This window comes from Salinivibrio sp. MA440 (genome assembly GCF_001996265.1).
Taxonomy (GTDB): domain Bacteria; phylum Pseudomonadota; class Gammaproteobacteria; order Enterobacterales; family Vibrionaceae; genus Salinivibrio; species Salinivibrio costicola.
The window spans coordinates 44,723-68,772 of sequence record NZ_MUFI01000013.1; the positions used below are offsets into that span (position 1 = coordinate 44,723).

Below are 24,050 nucleotides of genomic sequence, written 5' to 3' on the forward strand. Positions count from 1 at the left end.
AAAGAATTCAGGATTAATTATGGACGCGAAAACGCTATTTATTAATGGGCAACTGACCGCTGCAACCAGTGGTGAGCACTTTGCAACCGTCAACCCGGCCACGGGTGAAACGCTTGCACAAATTGATCAAGCTTCGGCAGACGATGTACAAGCGGCTGTCGATGCTGCCAAACAAGGCTTTGCAGTTTGGTCGCGTATGACAGCGATGGAGCGTAGCCGTATTCTACTAAAAGCCGTTGCCCTGTTACGTGAGCGTAATGATGAATTAGCGAAGCTCGAAGTACTCGACACCGGTAAGCCGATGCAAGAAGCGGTCGAGGTTGACGTGGTCACCGGTGCGGATGCGATTGAGTATTTCGCCAATCTTGTCCCGTCCATGCAGGGCGAGCAACAACCGCTTTCTGAAAACCAATTCTTCTATACCCGTCGTGAGCCACTTGGCGTGTGTGCAGGCATTGGTGCATGGAACTATCCGATCCAGATTGCGATGTGGAAGTCAGCACCAGCATTGGCAGCGGGAAACGCTATGGTGTTTAAACCGTCCGAAGAAACACCGCTAACCGCCTTAAAACTGGCAGAAATTTTTGCCGAAGCAGGGATGCCAGCCGGTGTGTTTAATGTGGTTCAAGGTGACTACCGTGTGGGCCAAATGCTGACTGCACACCCTGAGATTGCCAAAGTCTCGTTCACGGGTGAAGTCGGAACCGGTAAAACGGTCATGGGTGACGCGGCTAAAACACTCAAGTCGGTCACTATGGAGCTAGGCGGTAAATCACCTTGTATCGTGTTTGATGATGCAGACCTTGATAATGCGGTATCGGCAGCTATGGTCGCGAACTTCTATACCCAAGGCGAAGTGTGTACACACGGCACCCGTGTATTTGTTCACGACAGCATTTACGACGCCTTCGTTGAGCAACTGAAAGCGCGTACAGAAAAGCTCGTTATCGGTGACCCAACCGATATGAACACCCAGGTCGGTGCGCTGATCTCGACTGAACACCTTAATAAAGTGATGACGGCGATTGAAACGGCAAAAGCAAGCGGTGCAACCTTGCTGACCGGTGGCTACCGCGTCACTGAGAACGGGCTTGATAAGGGTAACTTTGTCGCGCCAACCATCTTTACAGACTGTGATGACAACATGGCGCACGTGCGTGAAGAGATCTTTGGCCCCGTGATGTCGGTATTGCGTTTTTCTGATGAGGAAGAAGTCGTTGCCCGTGCCAACAATACCCATTATGGCTTAGCGGCAGGTATCTTTACGCAGAATCTATCGCGTGCTCACCGCATTATTCATCAGCTTGAAGCCGGTATTTGCTGGGTCAACACCTGGGGTGACTCACCCGCAGAAATGCCAGTTGGTGGCTACAAACACTCAGGTGTCGGTCGTGAGAATGGTGTCGAAACCCTCACACATTATACCCAAACCAAGAGTGTCCTGATTGAGCTTGGCGACTTCGCCAGCCCTTACGCCTAATTTCTAACGGAGCGACCAATATGTCACAACGCTACGATTATATTATCGTCGGCGCGGGTTCGGCCGGCTGCGCATTGGCCGATCGGCTGACCGAATCTGGCCAACATCAAGTGCTACTGCTTGAAGCGGGCGGTACCGATAAGAGTATTTTTATTCAAATGCCGACGGCTTTGTCGATTCCTATGAACACCAAGCGCTATGCCTGGCAGTTCGAGACATTGCCAGAGCCAGGCCTTGATGGACGTGAACTTCATTGCCCCCGCGGTAAAGTGCTCGGTGGCAGCTCATCGATTAATGGCATGGTGTATGTCCGTGGTCACGCTTGCGACTATGAAGAGTGGGTTGAGCACGGTGCCAATGGCTGGGATTACGCTAGCTGCTTGCCGTACTTTAAGCGTGCTGAAAGTTGGTCAGGCGGGGCAGATACCTATCGTGGTGGTAACGGTCCTGTCGGCACTTGCAACGGTAACGACATGAAATTAAACCCATTGTATCAAGCTTTTATTGATGCAGGGGTGGAAGCTGGGTATCCAGAAACCAAAGATTACAACGGTTATCAGCAAGAAGGCTTTGGCCCAATGCACATGACCGTCGATAAAGGTGTGCGTGCCTCAACATCAAACGCCTATCTGCGCCGTGCCTTGAAGCGTAGCAACCTCACCTTGAAAAAAGGCGTGGTGACGCGCCGTATCTTGCTAGAAGGCAAGCGTGCTGTCGGTGTGGAATTTGAAAAAGGCGGCAACATCGAGCATGTGATGGCGGATAAAGAAGTGATCTCCAGTGCCGGCTCTGTTGGGTCGCCTCAGCTTTTACAGCTATCCGGTATTGGTGCGCGTGACGTGCTTGAAAGTGCAGGTGTTGATGTTCAGCACGAGCTGCCGGGCGTCGGTGAAAATTTGCAAGACCACCTCGAGGTGTATTTTCAGTTCCATTGTAAGCAACCCATCACGCTGAACAGCAAACTGGGCCTTATTAGCAAAGGCATGATTGGTACCGAGTGGATCCTGACCCGTAAAGGCTTGGGCGCGACCAACCATTTTGAATCTTGCGCCTTTATTCGCTCACGCGAAGGACTGAAGTGGCCAAACGTGCAGTATCACTTTTTGCCTGCTGCTATGCGCTATGACGGTAAAGCGGCATTTGATGGCCATGGCTTCCAGGTGCATGTCGGCCCTAATAAACCAGAAAGTCGCGGCCATGTTCGGATTCAGTCTGCCGATCCGCATGCTAAGCCGGCAATTTTATTTAATTACATTACGACTGAGCAAGACCGCCAAGATTGGCGCGACACTATTCGTTTAACCCGCGAAATTATGGATCAAAACGCGATGAACGCATTCCGTGGTGATGAGATCCAGCCGGGTAAGGATGTTGAGTCGGATGAAGCGATCGATCGTTGGGTGAAAGAGAATGTGGAAAGTGCTTATCACCCATCGTGTACTTGCAAAATGGGCGCCGAAGACGACGCAATGGCGGTACTCGATGAGCAATGCCGTGTGCGTGGAATTCAAGGGTTGCGCGTGGTGGACTCCTCTGTCTTCCCGACGATTCCTAATGGCAACCTGAATGCCCCAACCATCATGGTAGCGGAGCGCGCCGCTGACATGATCCTTGAGAAGCCACTCTTACCTGCCGAGCAGGTGCCAGTATGGATTGCGGGTGAGTGGCAAGACAAGCAACGCAATCAAAACGCGCAGAGTGACGATGCCACCCAAGGGTGAGCACACACTAGAAACTAATTAGTAAGCATTACAAGGAAACTAATATGTCAATGAATAAACGTAAAACCACCAAAACGCTGATGACTGCCGTTGGCTTGAGCTCAATGATGGCGTTCGGCGCTGCAGCGAATCAGTGTGAAACCGTGCGTTTCTCGGATATCGGTTGGACAGACGTCACTTCAACGACGGCTATCACCACGGAAGTGCTTAAAGGCATGGGTTACACCACAGAGACAGATTTACTGTCACTGCCTGTGACCTTCTCATCACTGGCGTCGGGCGACATCGACGTATTCCTCGGTAACTGGATGCCAACACAGACAGGCGATATTAAGAAGTACATTGATAACGGCACTGTCGATAGCGTTCGCGCTAACCTAACGGGGGCAAAATACACCTTAGCTGTGCCTAAATATGTGTACGATGCCGGTGTGACTAGTGTTGCAGATATCGCGGAATATGCTGACAAATTTGATTCACGCATTTATGGCATTGAACCCGGTAACGATGGCAACACGCAAATTCAAAAAATGATCGACACCAACGACTTTGATCTGGGTGATTTCCGCCTAATCGAGTCCAGTGAAGCGGGCATGATTTCGCAAGTCTCACGTGCCGTTCGTCGTGACAAATGGGTTGCCTTCCTCGGCTGGGCCCCGCACCCAATGAACAGCAATTTTGATATGAAATATCTATCTGGTGCCGATGAGTACTTCGGCCCGAACTATGGTGGTGCCACGGTTCATACCAACGTACGTAGCGGCTATGTCGAGCAGTGCGCAAACGTGGGTCAAATGCTCGAGAATCTTGAGTTTAGTCTCAAGATGGAAAACGAAATGATGGGCAAAATCCTCAACGACGGTGAGAAGCCACAAATGGCTGCACGTGAATGGCTACGCAACAACCCAAGTGTGTTGAACAAGTGGCTAGACGGTGTCACCACAGTTGATGGTAAAGACGCTGTTGAAGCGGTCACTGAATACCTAAAAAAGACTGAAGCGTAACTATAAAAGTGTAGAAGGAGAGGGCGGTGTTAACGCCGCCCCTAAGGTTTTATTGTGAATATTATTACAGATAACAAGATCCCACTCGGTCAATGGATGGAAAGCGGTGTTGATTGGTTGACCATGAATGCCGCCGGTTTTTTTGATGCGATTTCAATTGGGTTAGATACTAGCATCACACTATTGGTCGATATTTTTAAATGGATGCCAGCAGCTGGTCCGATTCTTATGACCGCGGCTCTTGCTTGGTACCTGCAACGTCGAATTTCTATCGTGATCTTTGTTGTGAGTGCGCTCTTGTTGATCCTCAACCTGGGCTACTGGCAAGAGATGCTGGAAACCTTTGTTCTGGTTTTTGCCGCGACAACGATTTCCGTATTAATTGGCATACCGCTGGGGATAATGGCGGCGCACCGGCCTTTGGTATACACCTTTATGCGGCCATTGCTCGATTTAATGCAAACTGTACCACCGTTTGTGTATCTCATCCCAACGCTGGTGTTGTTTGGTTTAGGGATTGTTCCGGGCCTTATTTCGACCATTATCTTTGCTATCGCATCGCCAATCCGCCTGACGTATCTAGGGATCACGCGGGTGCCTGAAGAATTGGTCGAGGCGGGACGTGCATTTGGTGCCACTCGTATGAAATTGTTGTTTAAAGTGGAATTGCCGGCGGCATTGCCAAGCATTATGACAGGTGTGACTCAGTGTATTATGTTGTCGCTGTCGATGGTGGTTATTGCTGCGCTGGTGGGGGCTGATGGCCTGGGTAAACCGGTTGTCCGTGCACTGAATACAGTGAACATTTCTCAAGGGTTTGAAGCGGGTCTTGCGATTGTATTGGTCGCCATCATTCTTGACCGCTTGTGTAAAGCACCCAACCAAGGCAACGAATAAGAGGTAACCATGGACGCAATCGCAATTAAAAATTTAGATGTCGTGTTTGGCGATAACGTACAGCCAGCACTTGATCTGTTGGATAAAGGCCTTTCTCGGTCAGAAATTATTGAACAAACTGGACAAGTTGTCGGTGTCGATAATGTATCGCTCAATGTTAAAGAAGGCGAAATCTGTGTGCTCATGGGCCTTTCAGGCTCAGGTAAATCGAGCTTACTCCGTGCAGTTAACGGCTTAAACCCTATTAGTCGTGGTAGCCTCGAAGTCCGCGACGGCGATCAAATGGTCGATATGGCGACTGTTGATTCGCAGACATTGCGTCACTTGCGCACCAGTCGTGCTTCTATGGTGTTCCAAAAATTTGCCTTGATGCCTTGGATGACGGTTGTCGACAATGTGGCGTTTGGCTTGGAAATGAAGGGGATCAGCAAAAAAGAGCGCCGCAAGCAAGCGCTTGAGAAATTGGAGCTCGTTGGTCTAGATGAGTGGGCTAACCAATATCCTCATGAACTGTCTGGTGGTATGCAGCAGCGTGTTGGTTTAGCAAGGGCCTTTGCCATGGACAGCGATATATTGCTGATGGATGAGCCTTTCTCTGCGCTTGACCCACTGATCCGAGCCCAGTTGCAAGATGAGCTGTTAGAAATACAGAAAAAACTCAATAAAACCATTCTGTTCGTCAGTCACGACTTGGATGAAGCGTTAAAGATTGGTAACAACATTGCGATTATGGAATCGGGCCAATTGATTCAGCATGGCAAGCCGGAAGACATTGTATTACGTCCAGAAACTGACTACGTCCGTGACTTTGTGGCTCATACTAACCCATTGAATGTCTTAAAAGGACGCTCAATGATGAAAACGGCTGATAACTTAACGCGCGTTGAGAATCGTTGGAAAATCTGTGATCGACGTGAAATCTGGGTCACGGCTGAGCAAGATGGCACTTTCTCTGCAACCGCAGGCGATCAACCATTGCGTGTGGTTGAGTGGGACAAAGACACGCTCGATTTCTCACAAGTTGGCGATAACACCATTGTTGTGGCCTCACCCGATATTGAGATGCGTGACGCGATTGAAATTCGCTATAATACCAATACGCCTGTATTGCTGGTAGAAAATGGTGAATTTCTCGGTACCTTGTCTGATCATGACTTCTATCATGCTTTATTGGGTAAATTTCAGAAAAAAGACACAGACCAAGCGGCATAACTCACCACGAGTCAGCCCCATGTCTAGCCATACAAAAGGCCTGCTCGAGAGCAGGCCTTTTCTGATCATTGCGAAGTTTGTTGATAACCGAATAAATACTACGGCATGATCACGGTATCAATCACGTGAATCACGCCGTTGGACGCCATGACATCGGGTTTCACCACAGTCGCGTTGTCCACTTTCACATCACCGTAAGAGACTTTGATCATCACATCGCTACCTTGCACCGTGGTTGCTGATGACATACCCATAACTTGCTCGGCTGTGACCTTACCGGGGACAACATGGTAAGTGAGGATATCGGTTAGTTTGTCTTTATTCTCTGGCTTCAGCAGTGTTTCTACGGTGCCATCTGGGAGCTTATCAAAGGCCGCATTGGTCGGCGCAAACACTGTAAATGGGCCATCACCTTTCAATGTATCAACCAGATCAGCGGCTTTTACTGCTGCGACCAACGTTGAAAAGTCATCATTTTTCATCGCAGTATCAACAATATCATGATCACCCTTGTGGTGAGCAGCGACCGCGGAGCCCATGCTTGCGAGGAACGTGGCAGTGACTGCAAATTTGGTCATTGTGTGTTTTAACATCATTGTTCTCCCTCTCATTTTTTACTCCCCACCATGACGGCGATGCAACATTGCAAACGCTTGGTGACTTCCTGGGAATGATTAATTGACTGCCTTGTAGAAAACGAAGAGAGAGATGAAGCCGATCACAGCGGCAAAAATATTCCTGGCCACGATTCCTTCTTTTACGCCTGATTACCTTGATATTCACGTGAAATTTTTCGAACAACTCATTCGCATAATTGTGATTGTCCGCACACTTTTATCGGCGTAATCTCGTGCTCGTTCCAACGCAATAACGCGAACATACTGTCGATTCTAGGGAGTATGCTTTGTGAGCAAGTTTCTGCGAAAAATAGCATTTTCAAAAAAATAGCCATTTTTCAAAATAGAGACAGTGAGGTGACAAAGCATCCGCGTTATTGGCGTTTAATAGCAGTCAACCCGATACGAAAGAGGAAATAACCATGAAAAAACTTGCAGCAATTTTCGCCCTGACGCTCGCTTCAACCTCTGTAATGGCTGGTGGTTTAAACCTCGATGTCACCCCAGCTGAAGGCGGCGCTTGGGTAACCGTTACCGAGCAAGGCCAAGCGGTTGAAGGTGCGAAAGTGACCAGCGAATCCGGTCTGGATGCGAAAGTCACTGACGAGTCTGGTCGTGTATTTATTCATGCACAAAACCAGAACAGCCGTTCAGTCAACTATGTCGCTAACACAGATCAAGGCCAGCACGCTGAAAAAGCAGCCTTTGTACGTGGCGACCATAGCTAAGCATTGTTCGTGAGCCATCGTGGACAAATCTTGTCCACGAGTCATTGAGCATAAAAAAGAGAGCATTACGCTCTCTTTTTTTATGCCTTTCGGTTAACCACAACCACGTTTTTAGAGCAACCACGTTTTCAGATCAACCATGCTTTTAGATCAAAAAGTGACTCGACTTGATGGGTTGGCGTAATGCCTGCTGGTGACGGTGTGTTATCGCTATTAAGCCAGCATGTATCAATCCCTGCACGCATGCCACCCAGCACATCAGAATGTGGATTATCTCCAACCATTAAGATTTTGTCCTTGGGGGGATTTCCCATTTTTTCAAAGGCATGTTCAAAGATCCGAGGGTCCGGCTTGGCGATGCCCACTTGCTCGGATATCACTAAGGTTGAAATCGCAGACTTCAACCCGGTTCTTTCCAGGCGGATATCTTGGAGAGCGGTAAATCCGTTAGTAATGATACCAATATGTGCATGTGGCTTGATCGCACTAATAAGATCGCGCGCGCCTGGCAATGGTTCGCAAATCTCAGACATTGCATCTAAAAAACCCTGGTTCAATGTTGCAGGCGCCACGTTAAGACGCTCTCCCCAACGCGTAAAACGCTCGGTTTGTAGCGTATGAGCATCAATTTCACCATCTTGATATTGTACCCACAAAGGCTTGTTTAGCTCTGAGTATTCCGCAAACGCGTGATGGTCAAAATTGACATTGTAGCGCGAAAACATACGTTGTAGTCCCGCAAACGCATCGAAGTGAAACAGGGTTTCATCCGCATCAAAAAGCACCCAAGGATATCGCATCGATTTAACTCTCTTAATGTAAAGTGAAAGAGTGTAACAGACCCAGAGGTTTGCTAGCGAGCCTCCACAAGCGACTCACCGTCCATGGTGATAAATAACGAAAACACAAAGTAATGTTGCTATTAAAGGGAGAGGTATAGCCCTGCCAAGGTGGCACTCATGAGGTTGGCTAAGGTTGCGGCAAGAATGGCGCGCATGCCTAATTTGGCGATATCACCGCGGCGCTCTGGGACAATGCCGCCCAAGCCACCCATTAACATTGCTATTGAGGTGAGGTTGGCAAAGCCACATAACGCAAACGTAACAATGGCTTGGCTATGGGGAGAGAGCGCTTCTTTTAGGTTCATAAAATCCGCAAACGCCACAAATTCATTCACAGCAATTTTCTTACCAATCAAGGTGCCTGCTGTCATCGCCTCTTGCCAGGGAATGCCAATCAGCCAAGCCACTGGTGCAAATAGGTAGCCGAATAGCCACTCAAGGCTTAGTTGCGGCAAGTTTAAAATAGGCCCCAGTTTCCCTAACCCACCATTAATCAGCGCAATCATACTGATCACGGCGAGTAAGCTGGCCCCCACGGCCATCGCAATTTGTAAGCCACTCAAGGCGCCTTGCGTGCCAGCATCAATCACATTCACTGGTTTATCTTGATCGTCTTCGAGCGCTTGGTGTTGAGCATGATTCATGGGGGATTCGGTCTGCGGTACCATTATTTTGGCCATCATTAACCCAGCAGGTGCCGACATAAACGCAGCCGCGATCAGGTATTTCATCTCTACCCCCAAGCCTGCGTAACCCACCATGGTGCCGCCGGCGACTGAGGCGAGCCCGCCTACCATAACAGCAAACAGCTCGGAGCGAGTCATGGTAGAAAGAAAAGGTTTTACAACCAACGGCGCTTCAACGGAGCCAACAAAGATATTGGCCGTGGCAGACATGGACTCAGTGCGAGAAGTGCCAAGTACGCGGCGCAATAAGCCACCAATGAGGCGAATGATCCAAGTCATGACCCCAATGTGGTAAAGCACAGCGATCAGTGCAGAGAAAAAAACGATGGTGGGAAGTACATTAAAAGCGAAAATAAAACCAAGTTTAAACTTAGCCAGATCACCAAACAGAAATTCAGCGCCAATATCGCCAAAACTAATAATCGCCGACACGGCTTCTGATGCGTTAGCTAGAATACGCTGACCAAGCGGAACAGAGATGATAAAGCCAGCAAAGACGATTTGTATTAGGAACGCACCTCCCACTGTGCGCCAATTAATCGCGGAGCGATTTTCCGAAAAGACAACCGCGATAAGGAAGAGGACACTAATCCCCAAAAGGCCAATGCCAAACTGCATGATGTTGCTCCGCAAACGTTAAACTTAGGATGGAAAACGATTGCGGCGGTATTGTACGCGATTTTAATAATGTGACAAGAGTCACTTTTTGTCCTCTTTGTGTTCATTTAATTGCACTTGTGTCTATATTGATAAAAGGTGTGTTGTAGCTCGTAAATGATGCGTGACATCTTGGTTATAAAAGGTGTCGAGACGGGTTCTTCCTATCAGCATTGTGAGTGAAGATTGCGTTGCATCAAAAGTGTTGATGGTGACTGTGTCTATTTTTCATGGGCATCTAGAATAAAACCCGGCTATGATTCGAATAGGCCAAGGATAGTGCTATTTCCTTAGCGACACGATTATTTATAGTTCTGAAATAAAGAGTTCAAATAACTCGCTGAGCGAGTAAGGACGCGGGATTCGGGCTGATTTTTTCTTAGTAGGTGGTCACAAAATGAACATTTGGTTAGGCCCCTAATTAAAAAATTTTCGAGATGTGTTAATGTAGCCGACTGTGTGGTGATGACTGATCTTTTATTGATGTTAAAGATGGCTTAAACATCAATAAATAATGAGCTCGCTACCAACACTCACAGGCTTCCGAATAAACGGACTAAGGAGTTAACTCGTGAGCGATAAAAGCCATGAAGATATGATGACACCAGACGGGAAGGTTAACCCGATCGATACTGACTATCAGGTCGGTCAGGATAACGTAGCGCTGAAACTCGGCCCGTTTGGTTTTGATATTCATAACCGAGTATTTATGATTTCCGGGCTGTCGATTTTGGCCTTCATTTTTGTCACCTTGGCATTTCAAAACCAAATCGGTCCTGTTTTTGGGGATTTGCGTGGATGGCTAACCTCAAATCTAGACTGGTTCTTCCTTTCTGCAGGTAATATTTTTGTTGTTGCTTGTCTAGTGCTGGTTGTGTCACCACTGGGTAAAGTTCGATTGGGTGGTACTGAGGCCAAACCGGATTACGGCTATGCGGGCTGGTTCGCGATGCTTTTTGCGGCCGGTATGGGCATTGGCTTGATGTTCTATGGCGTGTCTGAACCATTGACGCACTTCCAAACCGCGTTAGGTGGAACGGCAACCGGTGCTGACGGCCTTCGCACTGACTGGGCGCCTTTGGGGGCGGCAGCCGGGGATACTGAAGCTGCCCGTCGCCTAGGTATGTCTGCGACTATTTTCCACTGGGGTTTACACCCATGGGCGATTTACGCGGTATTGGCTCTAGGCTTGGCACTGTTTGCGTATAACAAAGGCTTGCCTTTGACCATGCGTTCTGTGTTCTACCCACTGTTCGGTGAACGTGTTTGGGGTTGGACAGGGCACGTGATTGACATTCTCGCGATCATTGCGACCTTGTTTGGTCTTGCCACCTCGCTAGGCTTGGGGGCATCACAAGCATCCGCCGGTCTGCATTATCTGTTTGACACGCCCCTGGGTAATACCACCGAAGTCATGCTGGTGATGGGTATTACGGGCGCGGCGATCCTTTCGGTTGTTGCAGGGGTAGACAAAGGGGTCAAACGCCTGTCTGAAATCAACATGATTTTGGCACTGTTGCTGCTAATCTTTGTGATTGCCGTGGGTCCAACGATTGCCATCTTAACCGGCTTCTTTGGAAACCTAGGGGCATATCTACAAAATCTGCCTGCGCTGTCTATGCCATTTGGCCGTGAAGATGCGAACTTTACCCAAGGCTGGACTTCCTTCTATTGGGCATGGTGGATTTCTTGGTCCCCATTTGTGGGTATGTTTATTGCGCGTGTTTCACGCGGTCGTACTGTGCGTGAATTTATCACCTGTGTGCTTATCATCCCTTCAGCGGCCTGTGTGCTTTGGATGACCGCCTTTGGTGGCACGGCGATTGGTCAGTTCGTTAATGAAGGCTATACCGCTGTTGCTGATGCGGAGCTTTCACTCAAGCTGTTTGCGATGTTGGATGACTTGCCGTTGGCATCAATCACCTCGTTTATCGGGATTATCCTGGTTATGGTATTCTTTGTGACCTCGTCTGACTCGGGCTCATTGGTTATTGATACCATTTCAGCGGGCGGTAAAGTGAATGTGCCTGTACCACAGCGTGTTTTCTGGGCGTCTTTCGAGGGCTTGGTTGCTGTTGCGCTGATCCTTGGCGGTGGCTTGGTTGCCCTGCAAGCGATGGCGGTATCAACCGGTTTCCCATTCACGATTGTGCTGTTGGTCGCGACGGTCTCCTTGTTTAAAGGCTTGATGTCAGAGCCGCGAGGCTAGTTAGCGAAACATCGTTAATCTAGTCAATGATGAAAGAGGCAGCGCACCATGCGTTGCCTCTTTTTTGTTAGCGCTGTTTTATTGCCCTCTTTTTTCAGCCTCCCTTTGCCGCTAATGTTCGTCTCTCGAGACGGAGCGTTATGAAGTGGTTAAATATTGACCAAGCTCGCCAGCCCTTTATTCACCTATTCATCTTGTGTGATATTCTTGCTGACTTTTCTGTCATTGCTTCTTTTTGCGTGCTGACGTTTACCTCGATATCGAGTGTTGTCCAGGCAGCGTTTAGCAATAATGACAGGTTGCCGAGTAGACGGAGTAAGGAGTTTACGTGTGAGCGATAAAAGCCATGAAGATATGATGACACCAGACGGGAAGGTGAACCCGATCGACACCGATTATCAGGTCGGTCAGGACAACGTTGCCCTCAAGTTTGGCCCGTTTGGCTTTGATATTCATAACCGCGTATTTATGGTCGCGGGTTTGGTAATTATGGCCTTTGTGTTTGTGACGTTGGCTTTCCAAAACCAAATGGCCCCGATTTTTGAGCAGATGCGTGCTTGGTTAACCGCAAATCTCGACTGGTTCTTTCTTTTAACCGGTAATGTCTTTGTCATCGCTTGTTTGGTGCTAATTGTCTCACCACTAGGCAAGGTACGGCTGGGGGGCACTGAGGCCAAACCGGATTACGGCTATGCTGGCTGGTTCGCGATGCTTTTTGCCGCCGGTATGGGCATTGGTTTGATGTTTTATGGTGTCTCTGAGCCACTAACCCATTTCCAAACGGCGTTACAAGGGACCGCAACGGGTACTGATGGTCTACGTACCGACTGGGCGCCTTTGGGGGCTGCTGCCGGTGATACCGAAGCCGCGCGTCGACTGGGGATGTCGGCAACCATTTTTCACTGGGGCTTACACCCTTGGGCGATTTATGCCGTATTAGCACTCGGTTTGGCATTGTTTGCTTATAACAAAGGGCTTCCTTTGACCATTCGGTCGGTATTTTATCCGTTGTTTGGTGAGCGTATTTGGGGCTGGACCGGTCACTTGATTGATATCTTAGCTATTGTCGCGACGCTCTTTGGTCTCGCTACTTCGCTTGGCATTGGTGCATCACAAGCATCCGGTGGTTTGCATTATTTGTTTGATACACCATTGGGGGCCACCACTGAAGTCTTGCTGGTGATCGGCATTACTGCGTTGGCGATCTTTTCGGTCGTAGCGGGTGTGGATAAAGGAGTAAAGCGTTTATCTGAGATCAACCTAGGCCTGGCGTTCTTACTTCTCCTTTTCGTGATTATCGTCGGGCCAACGTTAGCGATTCTGACCGGCTTCTTTGGTAACCTCGGGGCGTATTTACAGAACCTGCCGGCGCTGGCTATGCCATTTGGCCGAGAGGATGCCAACTTTACCCAAGGTTGGACCGCGTTCTATTGGGCATGGTGGATTTCTTGGTCTCCATTTGTGGGTATGTTTATTGCCCGCGTCTCACGTGGGCGAACCGTTCGCGAGTTTATTACCTGTGTGCTGCTGATCCCATCCGCCGCAAGCGTATTGTGGATGACTTCATTTGGTGGCACTGCGATTAACCAGTTTGTCAATGAAGGGTATACCGCAGTGGTTGACGCAGAGTTGTCGCTGACTTTGTTTGCCATGCTAGAAGGGTTGCCGTTAGCAGAGATCACCTCGTTTATCGGTATTATCTTGGTCATTGTCTTCTTTGTTACCTCGTCTGACTCCGGCTCTTTGGTGCTAGATACCATTTCGGCAGGCGGGAAAATGGACGTACCGGTATCGCAGCGCGTTTTCTGGGCAACCTTCGAAGGCCTGGTCGCGATCGCACTGATCCTCGGCGGCGGGCTTGTTGCGTTGCAGGCAATGGCGGTCTCGACGGGCTTCCCGTTCGCGGTGGTCTTGCTGGTGGCGACGCTCTCCTTGTTTAAAGGCCTTGCTTCTGAGCCGCGTGCAAAATAAAGAAGTGTGCTAACTGCTTGATAGTTAGCTAAGATAGAAAAGGCAGGCTTTCGAGGCTGCCTTTTTTTATGGCAAGTGATACGGCACACTGTGTCACCGCCAACGGACATTCTGATTCACTGTGTCCTACCACGATATTATCGCACGTTTAGGTGAGCGCTATGGAAGCTGAACAAATCGAGATTGCAACATTTCTTGCACAGTACGCCCCATTTGATTCAATGCCCGAAGAGGTGGTCGCAGAAGTGGCAACCAGCATTGAGATCAGTTATTTCCGTGCAGGCACCGATATTTTTGCTTACGGTGATGAAATTCACGACTTGGCGATCATGCGTAGCGGCGCTGTCGAGCTGTTTCGCCGTAATGGCACCCTGTATAACCGCATATCCGAGGGCGACATTTTTGGCCAAATGGGTCTATTGATGAACAATCGTGTGCGGATGCCAGCGAAAGCGATTGAAGACACTTTGATCTATTTTATTCCGGAAGCCACGTTTAATCGCTTGTTTGATGATTTTGAGCATTTTGCCGATTTTGTCGAGGTGGAAGATAGAACACGCTTGCGCCAAGCGGTATCAAGCCACAATGAAGCCAATGATCTCACCACCTCCAAAGTGAAGAAACTGATTATTCGCGACCCGGTGATGATTGCCAGTACTGACTCCGTGCAATATGCCGCGCAAGTGATGTCGCAAGAAACCGTCTCATCGATTTTGGTCATGGGTGATGAGCCCAATCCAGAAACAGGGCTCAAACCGGTACTGGGGATTATTACCGATCGAGACTTGCGTAACCGGGTGTTAGCAGAAGGTTTGCCTTATGAAACGCCGGTTCAGGAGATCATGTCGCCACAGTTGATTACCTTGGATCATAATGCGTATATTTTTGAGGCCATGCTGACCATTCTGCGCTCCAACTTGCACCATGTGCCGGTGCTACAACACGGCAAGCCGATTGGTGTGGTTGCCTTGTCTGATATTGCACGCTACGAGTCGCAAAACAGCTTGTTCTTGGTGGCGAGTATCTTCCGTCAGCAGTCGGTCGAGGATTTGGTGATCTTATCTAAGCAGGTCAAAGATTGCTTTGTACGCATGGTCAATGAAGATGCCAACTCGCATATGATTGGCTCGGCACTGTCGGTGATTGGACGCAGTTTTAAGCAGCGTCTTTTAGAGCTTGCCGAAGAAGAGTTGGGTGAGCCGCCTGTGCCGTATTGCTTTTTGGCGATGGGCTCTATGGCGCGTGATGAGCAGCTGATTGTCACCGACCAAGACAACGCAATTATCCTTGATGACAACTACGATCATGGCCAACACAATGCGTATTTTGAAGCCCTGTCTAAGCGCGTCTCTGATGGCCTAAACGCATGTGGTTATACCTACTGCACCGGTAATATCATGGCGACCAACCCCGAGTGGCGTAAAACGCTGAAACAATGGGAGCAATGCTTTGCCGATTGGATAGATAATCCTAGCCCGCGTTCACTGCTCGACAGTAATATTTTCTTCGACTTGGATGGGGTGCATGGTCGAACGAACTGGGCCGAGCAACTTAAAGCTTTCGTGGGTCGTCGCGCCCGTCGCAATAATCGCTTTTTGGCGTCCATGGCGCGTAACGCCTTGAACCGCACTCCACCATTAGGCTTTTTTAAAGATTTTGTCATGGAGCAAGACGGTCGCCACAATAATTCGATTAACTTAAAGCGGCGTGGTACCGCGCCCTTAGCCGACTTGATACGTGTTCATGCATTGGCGACCGATTCGCGCTCGCAAAACTCGTTTGAGCGTTTAGACGATATTATCGAAGCAGGGATCTTACCCAAAGGCCGCGGTCCCGATCTGCGCGATGCGATGGAGTTTATTTCGATGGTCAGGATCCGTCACCAAGCATTAGATATAGAAGCGGATCGTGAACCTGATAACAATATTGAGCCGGAGAACTTATCTGACTTTGAGCGCCGTAATTTAAAAGACGCCTTTCAGATTTTAAGTAATGCACAGAAATTTTTGAAATTCCGCTATCAGCCCAATCGGTCGTAAAGGAAGGATATGTTCCACTTTAATCTTAGGAAAAAAGAGGATGCAGACCAGGTAGACTGGCGTGCGATGCTAGACACGAAACGCGAGACCGTGCAGCACGAAACCTTGCAGGCCTTTTATCAGCAAGGATGGGTGTCACCCGACACGCCCGTTTCGCAAGTGCCGTTTGTGGCGCTTGATTTTGAAACAACGGGGCTCGATAGCCAGCAAGATGCGATTGTCAGTATTGGCTTAGTGCCTTTTACTCTCAATCGTATTCGCTGCCAACAGGCCCAGCATTGGATTGTGAACCCCAACCGACCACTTGCCGAATCGTCGATTGTCATTCACGGCATCACGCACTCCGACATTGTCAATGCACCGGATTTTTCCCATGTGATTGAGCCATTACTCAGTGCGCTGGCGGGTTCAGTGGTGGTGGTGCATTATCGCCGGATTGAACGCGAGTTTTTGGATCGTGCGATAAAAGAGCGGCTAGGCGAGGGCATTATTTTCCCCATGGTCGATACCATGGAATTAGAAGCCTGGAAGCATCGCACCGGCAAGCGTAGCTTCGCTGACTGGATAGCCCGTCGGCCGCCGGAATCGATTCGCTTGGCTGACAGTCGGCAGCGCTATCAGTTGCCATTTTATCAAAGCCACCATGCGCTTACCGATGCAATCGCCACTGCTGAGCTGCTACAGGCACAAATTGCACACGACTTCTCGCCTGATACACCCATTAGTGAGTTATGGCGATAATAAACAAAGACACAATGAACGTTTCTCGTGTGGTTTCCGTATTCGTCGACAAGGCGTATAATTTGCGTGCTACAAGCCAGTGACGGAAAGTAAGAGGAACACAAATGACATTGATCCACGTAGTAGAGGGGCTGGCATTCGGTCTCGGGGTGCTGTTGTTATCATCGTCGGTTGGCTTTGCCTATTGGGGATTGACGCTCAAACCGGAAGAAGCAGAAGACATGACAGCGCGTAAGATTGAGTTGGTTTTTTACGCCGGCGCGTGTCTGGTTTTTACGCTATTAATCGGGTATTGGTTGAGCGTGTAAGTTCATCGCCTTAAAAAGTGAGCCCAATAAAAAAACCACCGAATCATCGGTGGTTTTTTTGTTCTATCGGCTTGGCATTACCAAACGTCTTTATCGATTTGCTTATCCAGTTTCGGGAATTTGGTACGATCAAAAGTCGGGTTTTTACCCGCACGACGCTGGTCTTCGTAGTCTTTCATCAAGGCGAACGCGACGCCAGACAGCAGCGCAATCGCGACCAAGTTAATCACGGCCATCATCCCCATTGATAAGTCAGCAAAGCTCCAAATCAGTGGCAGATCCATCACCGCGCCCATCAGCACCATTGCGAGCACCGCAATACGATACAACAAGATGGCTTTACGACACTTAAAGATATATTCGATGTTAGACTCGCCATACGAATAATTGGCGATGATCGAGGTAAAGGCAAACAGCAGAATCGCGATGGCGATAAAGGCAGCGCCCCAATCACCGACTTGGCTGACCAAGGCTTCTTGCGTCAGTGCAATACCTGTCAGGCCGCTCTCAGGCTCAAGCATGCCCGAGATCAAGATAATCGATGCGGTCGCGGTACAAATGACAATGGTATCGACGAAGACACCCAGCATCTGGACGTAGCCCTGCGCGGCAGGATGATTCGGCTTGGTAGTCGCCGTTGCCGCAGCATTAGGGGCTGAACCCATACCGGCTTCGTTTGAGAACAAGCCGCGTTTAATCCCTTGCATCATTGCTTGCGCGATCGCATAGCCCATGGCACCGCCTGCAGCCTGCTCCAAGCCTAATGCGCTTTTGACAATGGTTGTAATCACGGCGGGAAGCTGTTCGATGTTCATGGCGACCACGACCAAAGCAACCAATAAATAAGCCAGTGCCATAAAGGGGACAATCAGCTCTGCAACGCGTGCGACTGAGCGCATGCCGCCAAAAATAACCGGTGCGGTGACCAACGCCAGACCAATACCGACAGCGAGATCATTAAAGCCAAACGCGGTGTCCATGGCTGCGGCAATGGAATTCGATTGCACCCCGTTAAAAGCCAAACCAAAGGCGATAATCAAGCAAATGGCAAATGCAATCCCAAGCCAACGTTGACCCAAGCCTTTTTCGATGTAGTAAGCCGGGCCTCCACGGTAGGTTTTGTCGTTGTGGTTCACTTTGTACGCTTGCGCGAGAGTGGATTCGACAAAGCTGGTCGCCATACCCACCAGGGCGGTTAGCCACATCCAGAAAATAGCACCCGGGCCACCAAGATACAGCGCCACCGCGACACCTGCCATATTCCCGGTGCCGACACGCGCGGCAAGACTGGTACTGAATGCTTGGAACGACGAGATCCCGCCTGATGCGCCATTACGGCTGTCTGCCATCAGTTTAAACATGTGGCCAAAGTTACGGAATTGAATGAAGCCTGATCGCACCGTGAAGTACAAGCCTAAGCCAATCAAAAGATAAATCAGTACGCTGCCCCAAAGGAGGCCGTTACCTGTATCGACTACGGACACAAATAGATTTTTAAGTAGTTCCATCATTAAACTCTGTTTTGTCTGTTGGGAGACGCCTTGCACGGTTGTTGCTCGGGCCATAACCCGATGATTACCGAATGCGAGGGTCGACAACCACTGTCCTTGTGAGATCGCTGCCATCCATGCAGGTGAGCAACGCGTCACTCGAGAAAGTCATGCATCAAGGCCTGATATGACGAGTGGACGTTGAGTCTGCAACAGCATTTTGAATCCATGCTCGGCTGTTGCCAGAGTGCGCTTTGATTAGCCATGCCGATGTTTCAACGCACCGGTACACTAATTGGAGCACGCCGGATAATACCGATATTTGTGAGACAAAACACTATATGATTAGCGAAGTGTTGGTTTTTTAATCGGTTGCATGTGTTAATAACAGCACTAAAAACTGTAACCAAAATGTAATGCTTTGCAGGCTAATTGCTTGATGTTAAAGCAGTCCAGGTTCAAGGAGTTAAATAATATAGCGTAAATAATGACTATTTATTCACATTGTTAAGACTGAACAAAATGTGATCGACAGCACGTAATATCAGCAAAATCGAGTGGTAAGCATGCAAGCCATTCGGAAACGCCAACCGTTTTTGTCAGAAAAAGTAGCGGCCGCATGCCTAATTGATTAGGGAGGTGAGTTTTTTTTCGCCAGCAGATCGCGTCTCACCATCTCAATCGCAGATAAAGCGGTATCTGGATCAATGGCATGGTTTTCGAGCAAGTAAATAAGATCGACAGCGAGTTTGACGTCATCAGGAGCGTTTTCTAAGGCGCTTGGTGTCGACGCGTGCGGGTTAGTCATGATACCTCCGGGCTGGATGCAAAATCAGCAAAGTGAATAAGGGCCGCTTGAATGAGTTGTTCGTGCAACGGCACCAAACTGGTGTGCGAGTCATGGTATCCGCCACCAATCACCGCGGCGACCGGAATATCATGCTTGGCACAGCGTGAGAGTACCCCGCTATCGCGTTGATAAATGCCCTCGGTCGATAACGCCAAATAGCCAAGCGCATCGGCTTGGTGGACATCGACCCCCGCATCATAAATCACCATATCAGGGCGGTATTGTGCGAGGGCGAGATCTAACAAGGGCAAAAAAGCGCTGAGATAGTCCTGATCGCCTGTGCCTGTTGGCAGGGGCAAGTCCAAATCGGAGGGCGGTTTGCGTGAGGGAAAATTTTTCTCGCAATGGACAGAAAACGTCACAATATCGGGGTGGTCGGCGGCCAAGGCGGCGGTGCCATCGCCATGATGTACATCACAATCGACAATCATCACCTTATCAATGCCTGGCTGGGTGAGCGCATGGCGGGCGGCAAGCATCAAATCATTAAATAAACAAAAGCCGCTGCCGAAGTCGTAGTGCGCATGGTGATAGCCGCCGGTGAGATGAATAGCAAGGCCTGAATCCAGAGCGTGATCGACCGTCAGTGTGGTGCCGCCGAGCGAGGTTAAACTGCGTGCGATCAATGCGTCGCTCCATGGAAAACCAATCCGACGCATTTTGACTAAGGGGAGATCCCCTGCCAGCAACTGACTGACATACGCGGGATCATGAACGGCATCAATCACTTTCCGAGTGGCCGGGGTCGGTTGATGAAACTCAACTGGTAACGCCAGGCGTTGTAACCGCTCAAACAACAATCGGTATTTTTGCAAAGGGTAGCGGTGGCCGTCGGGAAGGGGAAAGTCCGAGTACACCGGATGATAAATCAATGGCAGCACGTATCTCTCCTGATTGAGCGCTCGGGTTTGATGCTTGGTATGAACTGAACGTGAATCACGATTTTTTTTCTCGGTAACTGATCGTGGTTTCGATACGCTCTCGCGCCTTGGTGCAGCGTGCTAGGCGTTGTTCTAAGGCAAGCACTTGTTTTTGGTACTGCTGACGCACCGCGGGGGTTGATGCCATCTCGACGCTGGCATTGGCGTCTCGGAGTTTATCGGCCAGTCGACGCTCCCAATCTTGGTGCTTGGCTAAGTCTTGATAAAGCTCACCAATCGCCTGGCGTCGTGGCCCGCGTTTGGCTTGCTCTTGCTTACGTAACGGCTGTGTCGCCAGTTCACGTTGTAGCGCGGTGATTTGCGATAACAAGGTGTCGCAAATATGGGTCGCACGTGCATCGGTCAGCGCCCCTTGTTGGTGATCGCGCTGCATCACTGCCAGCAATCCTTGGGCTTCGTTCACACAGGGTGTGAGCAATTTGCCTTTGCAATGAAAAAGCGTTGTCGCGAATAAAGGCGCGCGGGCTTCGCCACGGCGTCGGTCGACCTCTGCGGCTTGATTGGCCAGTTGCTCAAGGTGTTGGGACATTGCATCGATTTGCGCTTTCATTATGGGTCTCTCAGTCACGCACAGCGGCGACGATAACGGCGATTAAAACCAAGCATCAACGGCCAGTTTACCGGCTAAAATCACCACCGCGGTCACAAAAATAGGTCGAATAAACTGACTGCCAAAACGAATCGCGGAGTGGGCGCCAATAAATGCCCCCAGCATCAAGCATACGCCCATGGTCAGCCCGAGTGCCCAGTTCACATGGCCCAAAAGCGCAAACGCCACCAATGAGGTAATATTACTGGTGAAGTTCATCGCTTTCGCCAATCCGGAAGAGAGCAAAATATTCATCCGATAGAGCGACATGGTAGACACCGTCCAAAACGCGCCCGTACCCGGACCGGCAACGCCATCATAAAAGCCCAACGACAGGCCTTGGCTCCATTGCTTCATCGGTAGCTTGGGGCAGTGCGCGGGGAGCTGGTTGTTATCTCCCTTAGGGTGGGGATGCCAAACGGTGTAAATCGCTGCCACAAGCACCACCACGGGGATCGCCTTTTCTAACCATTCAGTGCTTAACACATCAACCAGTAAAGTCCCTGCGGTTGCGCCAATCAAGGTGCCCCAAAACGCGTGTTGCCAAAATAAAGGCGAAAAAAGACGTTTTTTATAATAGGTAAAGGCGGCGGTGCTGGAGGCAAAGGTCGCGGCCAGTTTGTTGGTACCTAACGCCACATGGGGCGGCAAACCCAGTGATAATAGGGCTGGAACAGTCAGCATGCCGCCACCGCCGGCGACGGCATCGATAAAGCCGGCGACAAAAGCAGTCAGCCCTAGGATCACTAAGGTCGAAAGATCAATCAATTCAAGCATAGTCACTCGTTAATTTAAGGTTCGATCACGCGTTTGAATGGCGGCAGCGAGTCGAGTAAAGATTGGCCATATCTGCGGGTGATAATGCGCCGGTCAAGAAGCACTACCTTACCAGAGTCTTCCTCTTTGCGCAGTAGACGACCGACTGATTGCACCAGCTTTTTACTCGCTTCTGGGACCGCGATTTGTAAAAACGGATTGCCACCGCAGCGTTCAATATACTCCGCGTGAGCTTCTTCCACTGGAGAAGTGGGGACCGCAAAGGGAATTTTCGTAATAATGAGATTAGTCAATAAGTTACCGGGCAAATCTAAGCCTTCGGAAAAACTGCCGGTGCCAAAAATTATACTGGTTTTGTCCGCACTGACTGCTTGCTGATGGGCCTTTAATAGCGCCGTGCGTGATTGTGTGCCTTGACAGAGCAGTTGCCAGCCGCGTTGTGTGACCGTTTGCTCAATGGCTTGGGTGACTTGTTTCATCTGCCAATAAGAGGCGAACAATACCAAGGACGCTCGCTCGCCCTCTAAGTGCTCAAGAATTTTCTCGCTCAGCGCCGCCGTAAAGGCACTGGCTTGCGGCTCACAAGGCATGGTTGGGATCACCAAGCGCGCTTTATTGGCGTAATCAAATGGCGAGGGTAAGGCTAAATAACGCGAACCGTCGCTTTCACTGAGTCCGACTTGGCGGCAAAAATAGCTAAAGCGATTCAGGGCGCGCAAGGTCGCAGAAAACAGTCCAACCCCGGCGGCGCGAGACCAGAGCATTTGATCCAGACGCCAGCCTACTTCTAAGGGAGAGACATGCACCCAAAGATCCCCCTCGCGCTCACGGCAGGCTTTCACCCAACGGGCAAGCGGTGCGCCTTTATCGGCATTCGGTTGGGCCATTAAGGTCCAGACTTTTTCTAAATTTTCTAACCGTTGGAGGAAAAACGCGGTTTCGGCGAGCGCGGGATCAGCCAGTTTGGCAGAAATGTCATTTTCTTTCAGACGCTCATTGATCAAATCATGGATCTTTCCCAATGCCTGATGGGCTTTTTTGCTCGCGGTTTTTAGTTGTTCGCTGGGCGCAATCAGGGCTTCGGGCAGTTCACCATCGGCAAAGCGATAACAACCGTCGTCGTTGAGCGACAGCTGGCTGAGCATATTTTTTGCCTCGCGTAACCCGGGGATCAGGGTTTGTATTGCCTCGAGTAAGCTATCAACAAAGCGGTGTGCACGTTTGATATCCGCAGTGTTCCCGAGTTTAGTGGCGGCTTGATTGAGCTTTTCTAACCAGCCCACCACGCCAAGCAAACTGGCACTGGCGGCAGAAAAATCGCGCGCCACCGTGGGAAGGTGGTGCGCCTCGTCAATCATATACAGGCACTGCTCTGGCTCGGGCAAGATCACCCCGCCGCCGAGTTCGAGATCGGCGAGCAGCAAGCTGTGATTAACCACCACCACATCCGCTTTATCCATCGCCTCGCGCGCTTTGGCAAAGGGACAACCACGGTGAGCGGGCAGGCCAGCATGGCAGGTGTGTTTGTCAGAGGCGATCGCTTGCCATAGGTGATCGGCAATCGGTTTGGGCCAGCTGTCGCGGTCACCATCCCATTTTCCTCGACTCAGGGCAACGTAAAGATCATTCAGCAGCAATTGCTCGCTGCGCTTAGGTTTTTGGGTGAATAGCGCCCCTTGAATACTTTCTGTGTCCGCCACCGCGCTTAGCTTATGTGCACAGCAATAACGTTGCCGCCCCTTGGCCAAGATAAAATCAAACGGCTTGGGGCAGATACGATGAAAAAACGGGATATCTTTATCGGCGAGCTGCTCTTGCAACGCCACGGTTGCGGTCGATACCACCACTTTTTTATTGTTGTTAAGCGCAAACGGAATCGCGCCCATCAAATACGCCATTGATTTGCCCACCCCAGTGCCGGCCTCGGCCACCAGCAGCCGACGCTTGGGGTCATAATCACCTGCCAAGGTTTTGGCCAGCTCTGCCACTAAATAGTTCTGAGCTTTGCGCGGAATAAAGTGAGGAAGTTGGTCTTGTAGCGTTTGGTAGCACGCGCGAATGTCTGATTTTACGGCAGGGCTGAGCATCAACAGGTCCGAGTAGTAAAGGATAAGCCCCAGTATAACACGGGGAAAAAACGTGAAAACGATCGCGAAATGTAAGTTTTCCTTACAGATATGAGATCTTGGTCACGAATTTAATTTGAACCATTCGCTGCTATCTTGCTGATCTGCCGTTTGATTAACAAAAATCCGTATTTAAGCTATTGATTGGTTTTTTATTCTAAGAAT

Annotated in this window: 20 protein-coding genes; 11 read left to right on the top strand and 9 right to left on the bottom strand. The window is 49.8% G+C overall.

Translation table 11 applies throughout. The features are described from left to right. Positions 1 to 19 precede the first annotated feature (19 nt). The 5 genes from betB to choV are packed head-to-tail and all read left to right on the top strand — an operon-like array spanning position 20 to position 6,314. Positions 20 to 1,480, top strand: coding sequence for a betaine-aldehyde dehydrogenase (gene betB, locus BZG80_RS06095; protein WP_021022509.1), 1,461 nt, complete (start codon positions 20 to 22; stop codon positions 1,478 to 1,480). A gap of 20 nt (positions 1,481 to 1,500) precedes the next feature. Further along, complete coding sequence (betA, locus tag BZG80_RS06100) at positions 1,501 to 3,201, top strand: choline dehydrogenase (RefSeq protein ID WP_077678960.1); 1,701 nt, start codon at positions 1,501 to 1,503, stop codon at positions 3,199 to 3,201. A 44-nt stretch (positions 3,202 to 3,245) separates the two neighbouring features. After that, positions 3,246 to 4,205 carry a choline ABC transporter substrate-binding protein gene (locus BZG80_RS06105; RefSeq protein ID WP_077575887.1) on the top strand — a complete coding sequence of 320 codons (960 nt, stop codon included), beginning with the start codon at positions 3,246 to 3,248 and terminating at the stop codon, positions 4,203 to 4,205. Positions 4,206 to 4,259: 54 nt separating this feature from the next. Continuing rightward, positions 4,260 to 5,102 (top strand): choline ABC transporter permease subunit, encoded by an 843-nt coding sequence (gene choW, locus BZG80_RS06110; protein WP_021022506.1) that lies wholly within the window; start codon positions 4,260 to 4,262, stop codon positions 5,100 to 5,102. A gap of 9 nt (positions 5,103 to 5,111) precedes the next feature. Further along, on the top strand, positions 5,112 to 6,314 hold the full coding sequence (gene choV / locus BZG80_RS06115; protein ID WP_077460136.1) for a choline ABC transporter ATP-binding protein: 1,203 nt from the start codon (positions 5,112 to 5,114) through the stop codon (positions 6,312 to 6,314). Positions 6,315 to 6,412: 98 nt separating this feature from the next. Here choV and BZG80_RS06120 read toward each other — a convergent pair whose 3' ends face one another. Next, entirely contained in the window at positions 6,413 to 6,910 is a 498-nt protein-coding gene (locus BZG80_RS06120) for a fasciclin domain-containing protein (protein ID WP_077646773.1), read from the bottom strand. A gap of 443 nt (positions 6,911 to 7,353) precedes the next feature. On the opposite strand from BZG80_RS06120, the gene BZG80_RS06125 reads away from it, so the two are divergent. Then, positions 7,354 to 7,659, top strand: coding sequence for a hypothetical protein (locus BZG80_RS06125; RefSeq protein WP_021022504.1), 306 nt, complete (start codon positions 7,354 to 7,356; stop codon positions 7,657 to 7,659). A 128-nt stretch (positions 7,660 to 7,787) separates the two neighbouring features. Here the strand turns inward: BZG80_RS06125 and yjjG are convergent, their stop codons facing one another. Next, on the bottom strand, positions 7,788 to 8,459 hold the full coding sequence (gene yjjG, locus BZG80_RS06130; protein WP_077678961.1) for a pyrimidine 5'-nucleotidase: 672 nt from the start codon (positions 8,457 to 8,459) through the stop codon (positions 7,788 to 7,790). Between the two features lie 122 nt (positions 8,460 to 8,581). After that, positions 8,582 to 9,805 carry a NupC/NupG family nucleoside CNT transporter gene (locus BZG80_RS06135; RefSeq protein WP_077460139.1) on the bottom strand — a complete coding sequence of 408 codons (1,224 nt, stop codon included), beginning with the start codon at positions 9,803 to 9,805 and terminating at the stop codon, positions 8,582 to 8,584. A 634-nt stretch (positions 9,806 to 10,439) separates the two neighbouring features. On the opposite strand from BZG80_RS06135, the gene BZG80_RS06140 reads away from it, so the two are divergent. The 5 genes from BZG80_RS06140 (at position 10,440) to BZG80_RS06160 (ending at position 17,112) form a co-directional block, all read left to right on the top strand. Then, positions 10,440 to 12,053 (top strand): BCCT family transporter, encoded by a 1,614-nt coding sequence (locus BZG80_RS06140; RefSeq protein ID WP_198532296.1) that lies wholly within the window; start codon positions 10,440 to 10,442, stop codon positions 12,051 to 12,053. Between the two features lie 354 nt (positions 12,054 to 12,407). Continuing rightward, positions 12,408 to 14,024, top strand: a complete 1,617-nt coding sequence (locus BZG80_RS06145; protein ID WP_236719489.1) for a BCCT family transporter — start codon at positions 12,408 to 12,410, stop codon at positions 14,022 to 14,024. Between the two features lie 161 nt (positions 14,025 to 14,185). Next, entirely contained in the window at positions 14,186 to 16,063 is a 1,878-nt protein-coding gene (locus BZG80_RS06150) for a DUF294 nucleotidyltransferase-like domain-containing protein (RefSeq protein WP_021022499.1), read from the top strand. A 9-nt stretch (positions 16,064 to 16,072) separates the two neighbouring features. After that, positions 16,073 to 16,804, top strand: coding sequence for a 3'-5' exonuclease (locus BZG80_RS06155; protein ID WP_077575881.1), 732 nt, complete (start codon positions 16,073 to 16,075; stop codon positions 16,802 to 16,804). Between the two features lie 104 nt (positions 16,805 to 16,908). Further along, positions 16,909 to 17,112 carry a hypothetical protein gene (locus BZG80_RS06160; RefSeq protein ID WP_077678962.1) on the top strand — a complete coding sequence of 68 codons (204 nt, stop codon included), beginning with the start codon at positions 16,909 to 16,911 and terminating at the stop codon, positions 17,110 to 17,112. Positions 17,113 to 17,189: 77 nt separating this feature from the next. On the opposite strand, the gene BZG80_RS06165 is transcribed toward BZG80_RS06160, so the two are convergent. The 6 genes from BZG80_RS06165 to dinG all read right to left on the bottom strand — a co-directional run bounded on the left by BZG80_RS06165 (position 17,190) and on the right by dinG (position 23,846). Further along, the gene (locus tag BZG80_RS06165; RefSeq protein ID WP_077460143.1) at positions 17,190 to 18,620 is read right to left on the bottom strand and encodes an alanine/glycine:cation symporter family protein; all 1,431 of its coding nucleotides are present in this window, start codon (positions 18,618 to 18,620) and stop codon (positions 17,190 to 17,192) included. A gap of 613 nt (positions 18,621 to 19,233) precedes the next feature. Next, positions 19,234 to 19,410, bottom strand: a complete 177-nt coding sequence (gene rsmS / locus BZG80_RS06170) for a pleiotropic regulatory protein RsmS (protein ID WP_077460144.1) — start codon at positions 19,408 to 19,410, stop codon at positions 19,234 to 19,236. After that, on the bottom strand, positions 19,407 to 20,333 hold the full coding sequence (locus tag BZG80_RS06175; RefSeq protein ID WP_077678963.1) for a histone deacetylase family protein: 927 nt from the start codon (positions 20,331 to 20,333) through the stop codon (positions 19,407 to 19,409). Before BZG80_RS06175 ends, rsmS begins: the two co-directional genes overlap by 4 nt. A 55-nt stretch (positions 20,334 to 20,388) precedes the next feature. After that, positions 20,389 to 20,943, bottom strand: coding sequence for a primosomal replication protein (locus BZG80_RS06180; protein ID WP_241827350.1), 555 nt, complete (start codon positions 20,941 to 20,943; stop codon positions 20,389 to 20,391). A 42-nt stretch (positions 20,944 to 20,985) separates the two neighbouring features. After that, entirely contained in the window at positions 20,986 to 21,759 is a 774-nt protein-coding gene (locus tag BZG80_RS06185; protein ID WP_077678964.1) for a sulfite exporter TauE/SafE family protein, read from the bottom strand. A 14-nt stretch (positions 21,760 to 21,773) separates the two neighbouring features. Further along, positions 21,774 to 23,846, bottom strand: a complete 2,073-nt coding sequence (dinG, locus tag BZG80_RS06190) for an ATP-dependent DNA helicase DinG (protein WP_077678965.1) — start codon at positions 23,844 to 23,846, stop codon at positions 21,774 to 21,776. Positions 23,847 to 24,050: the final 204 nt, after the last annotated feature.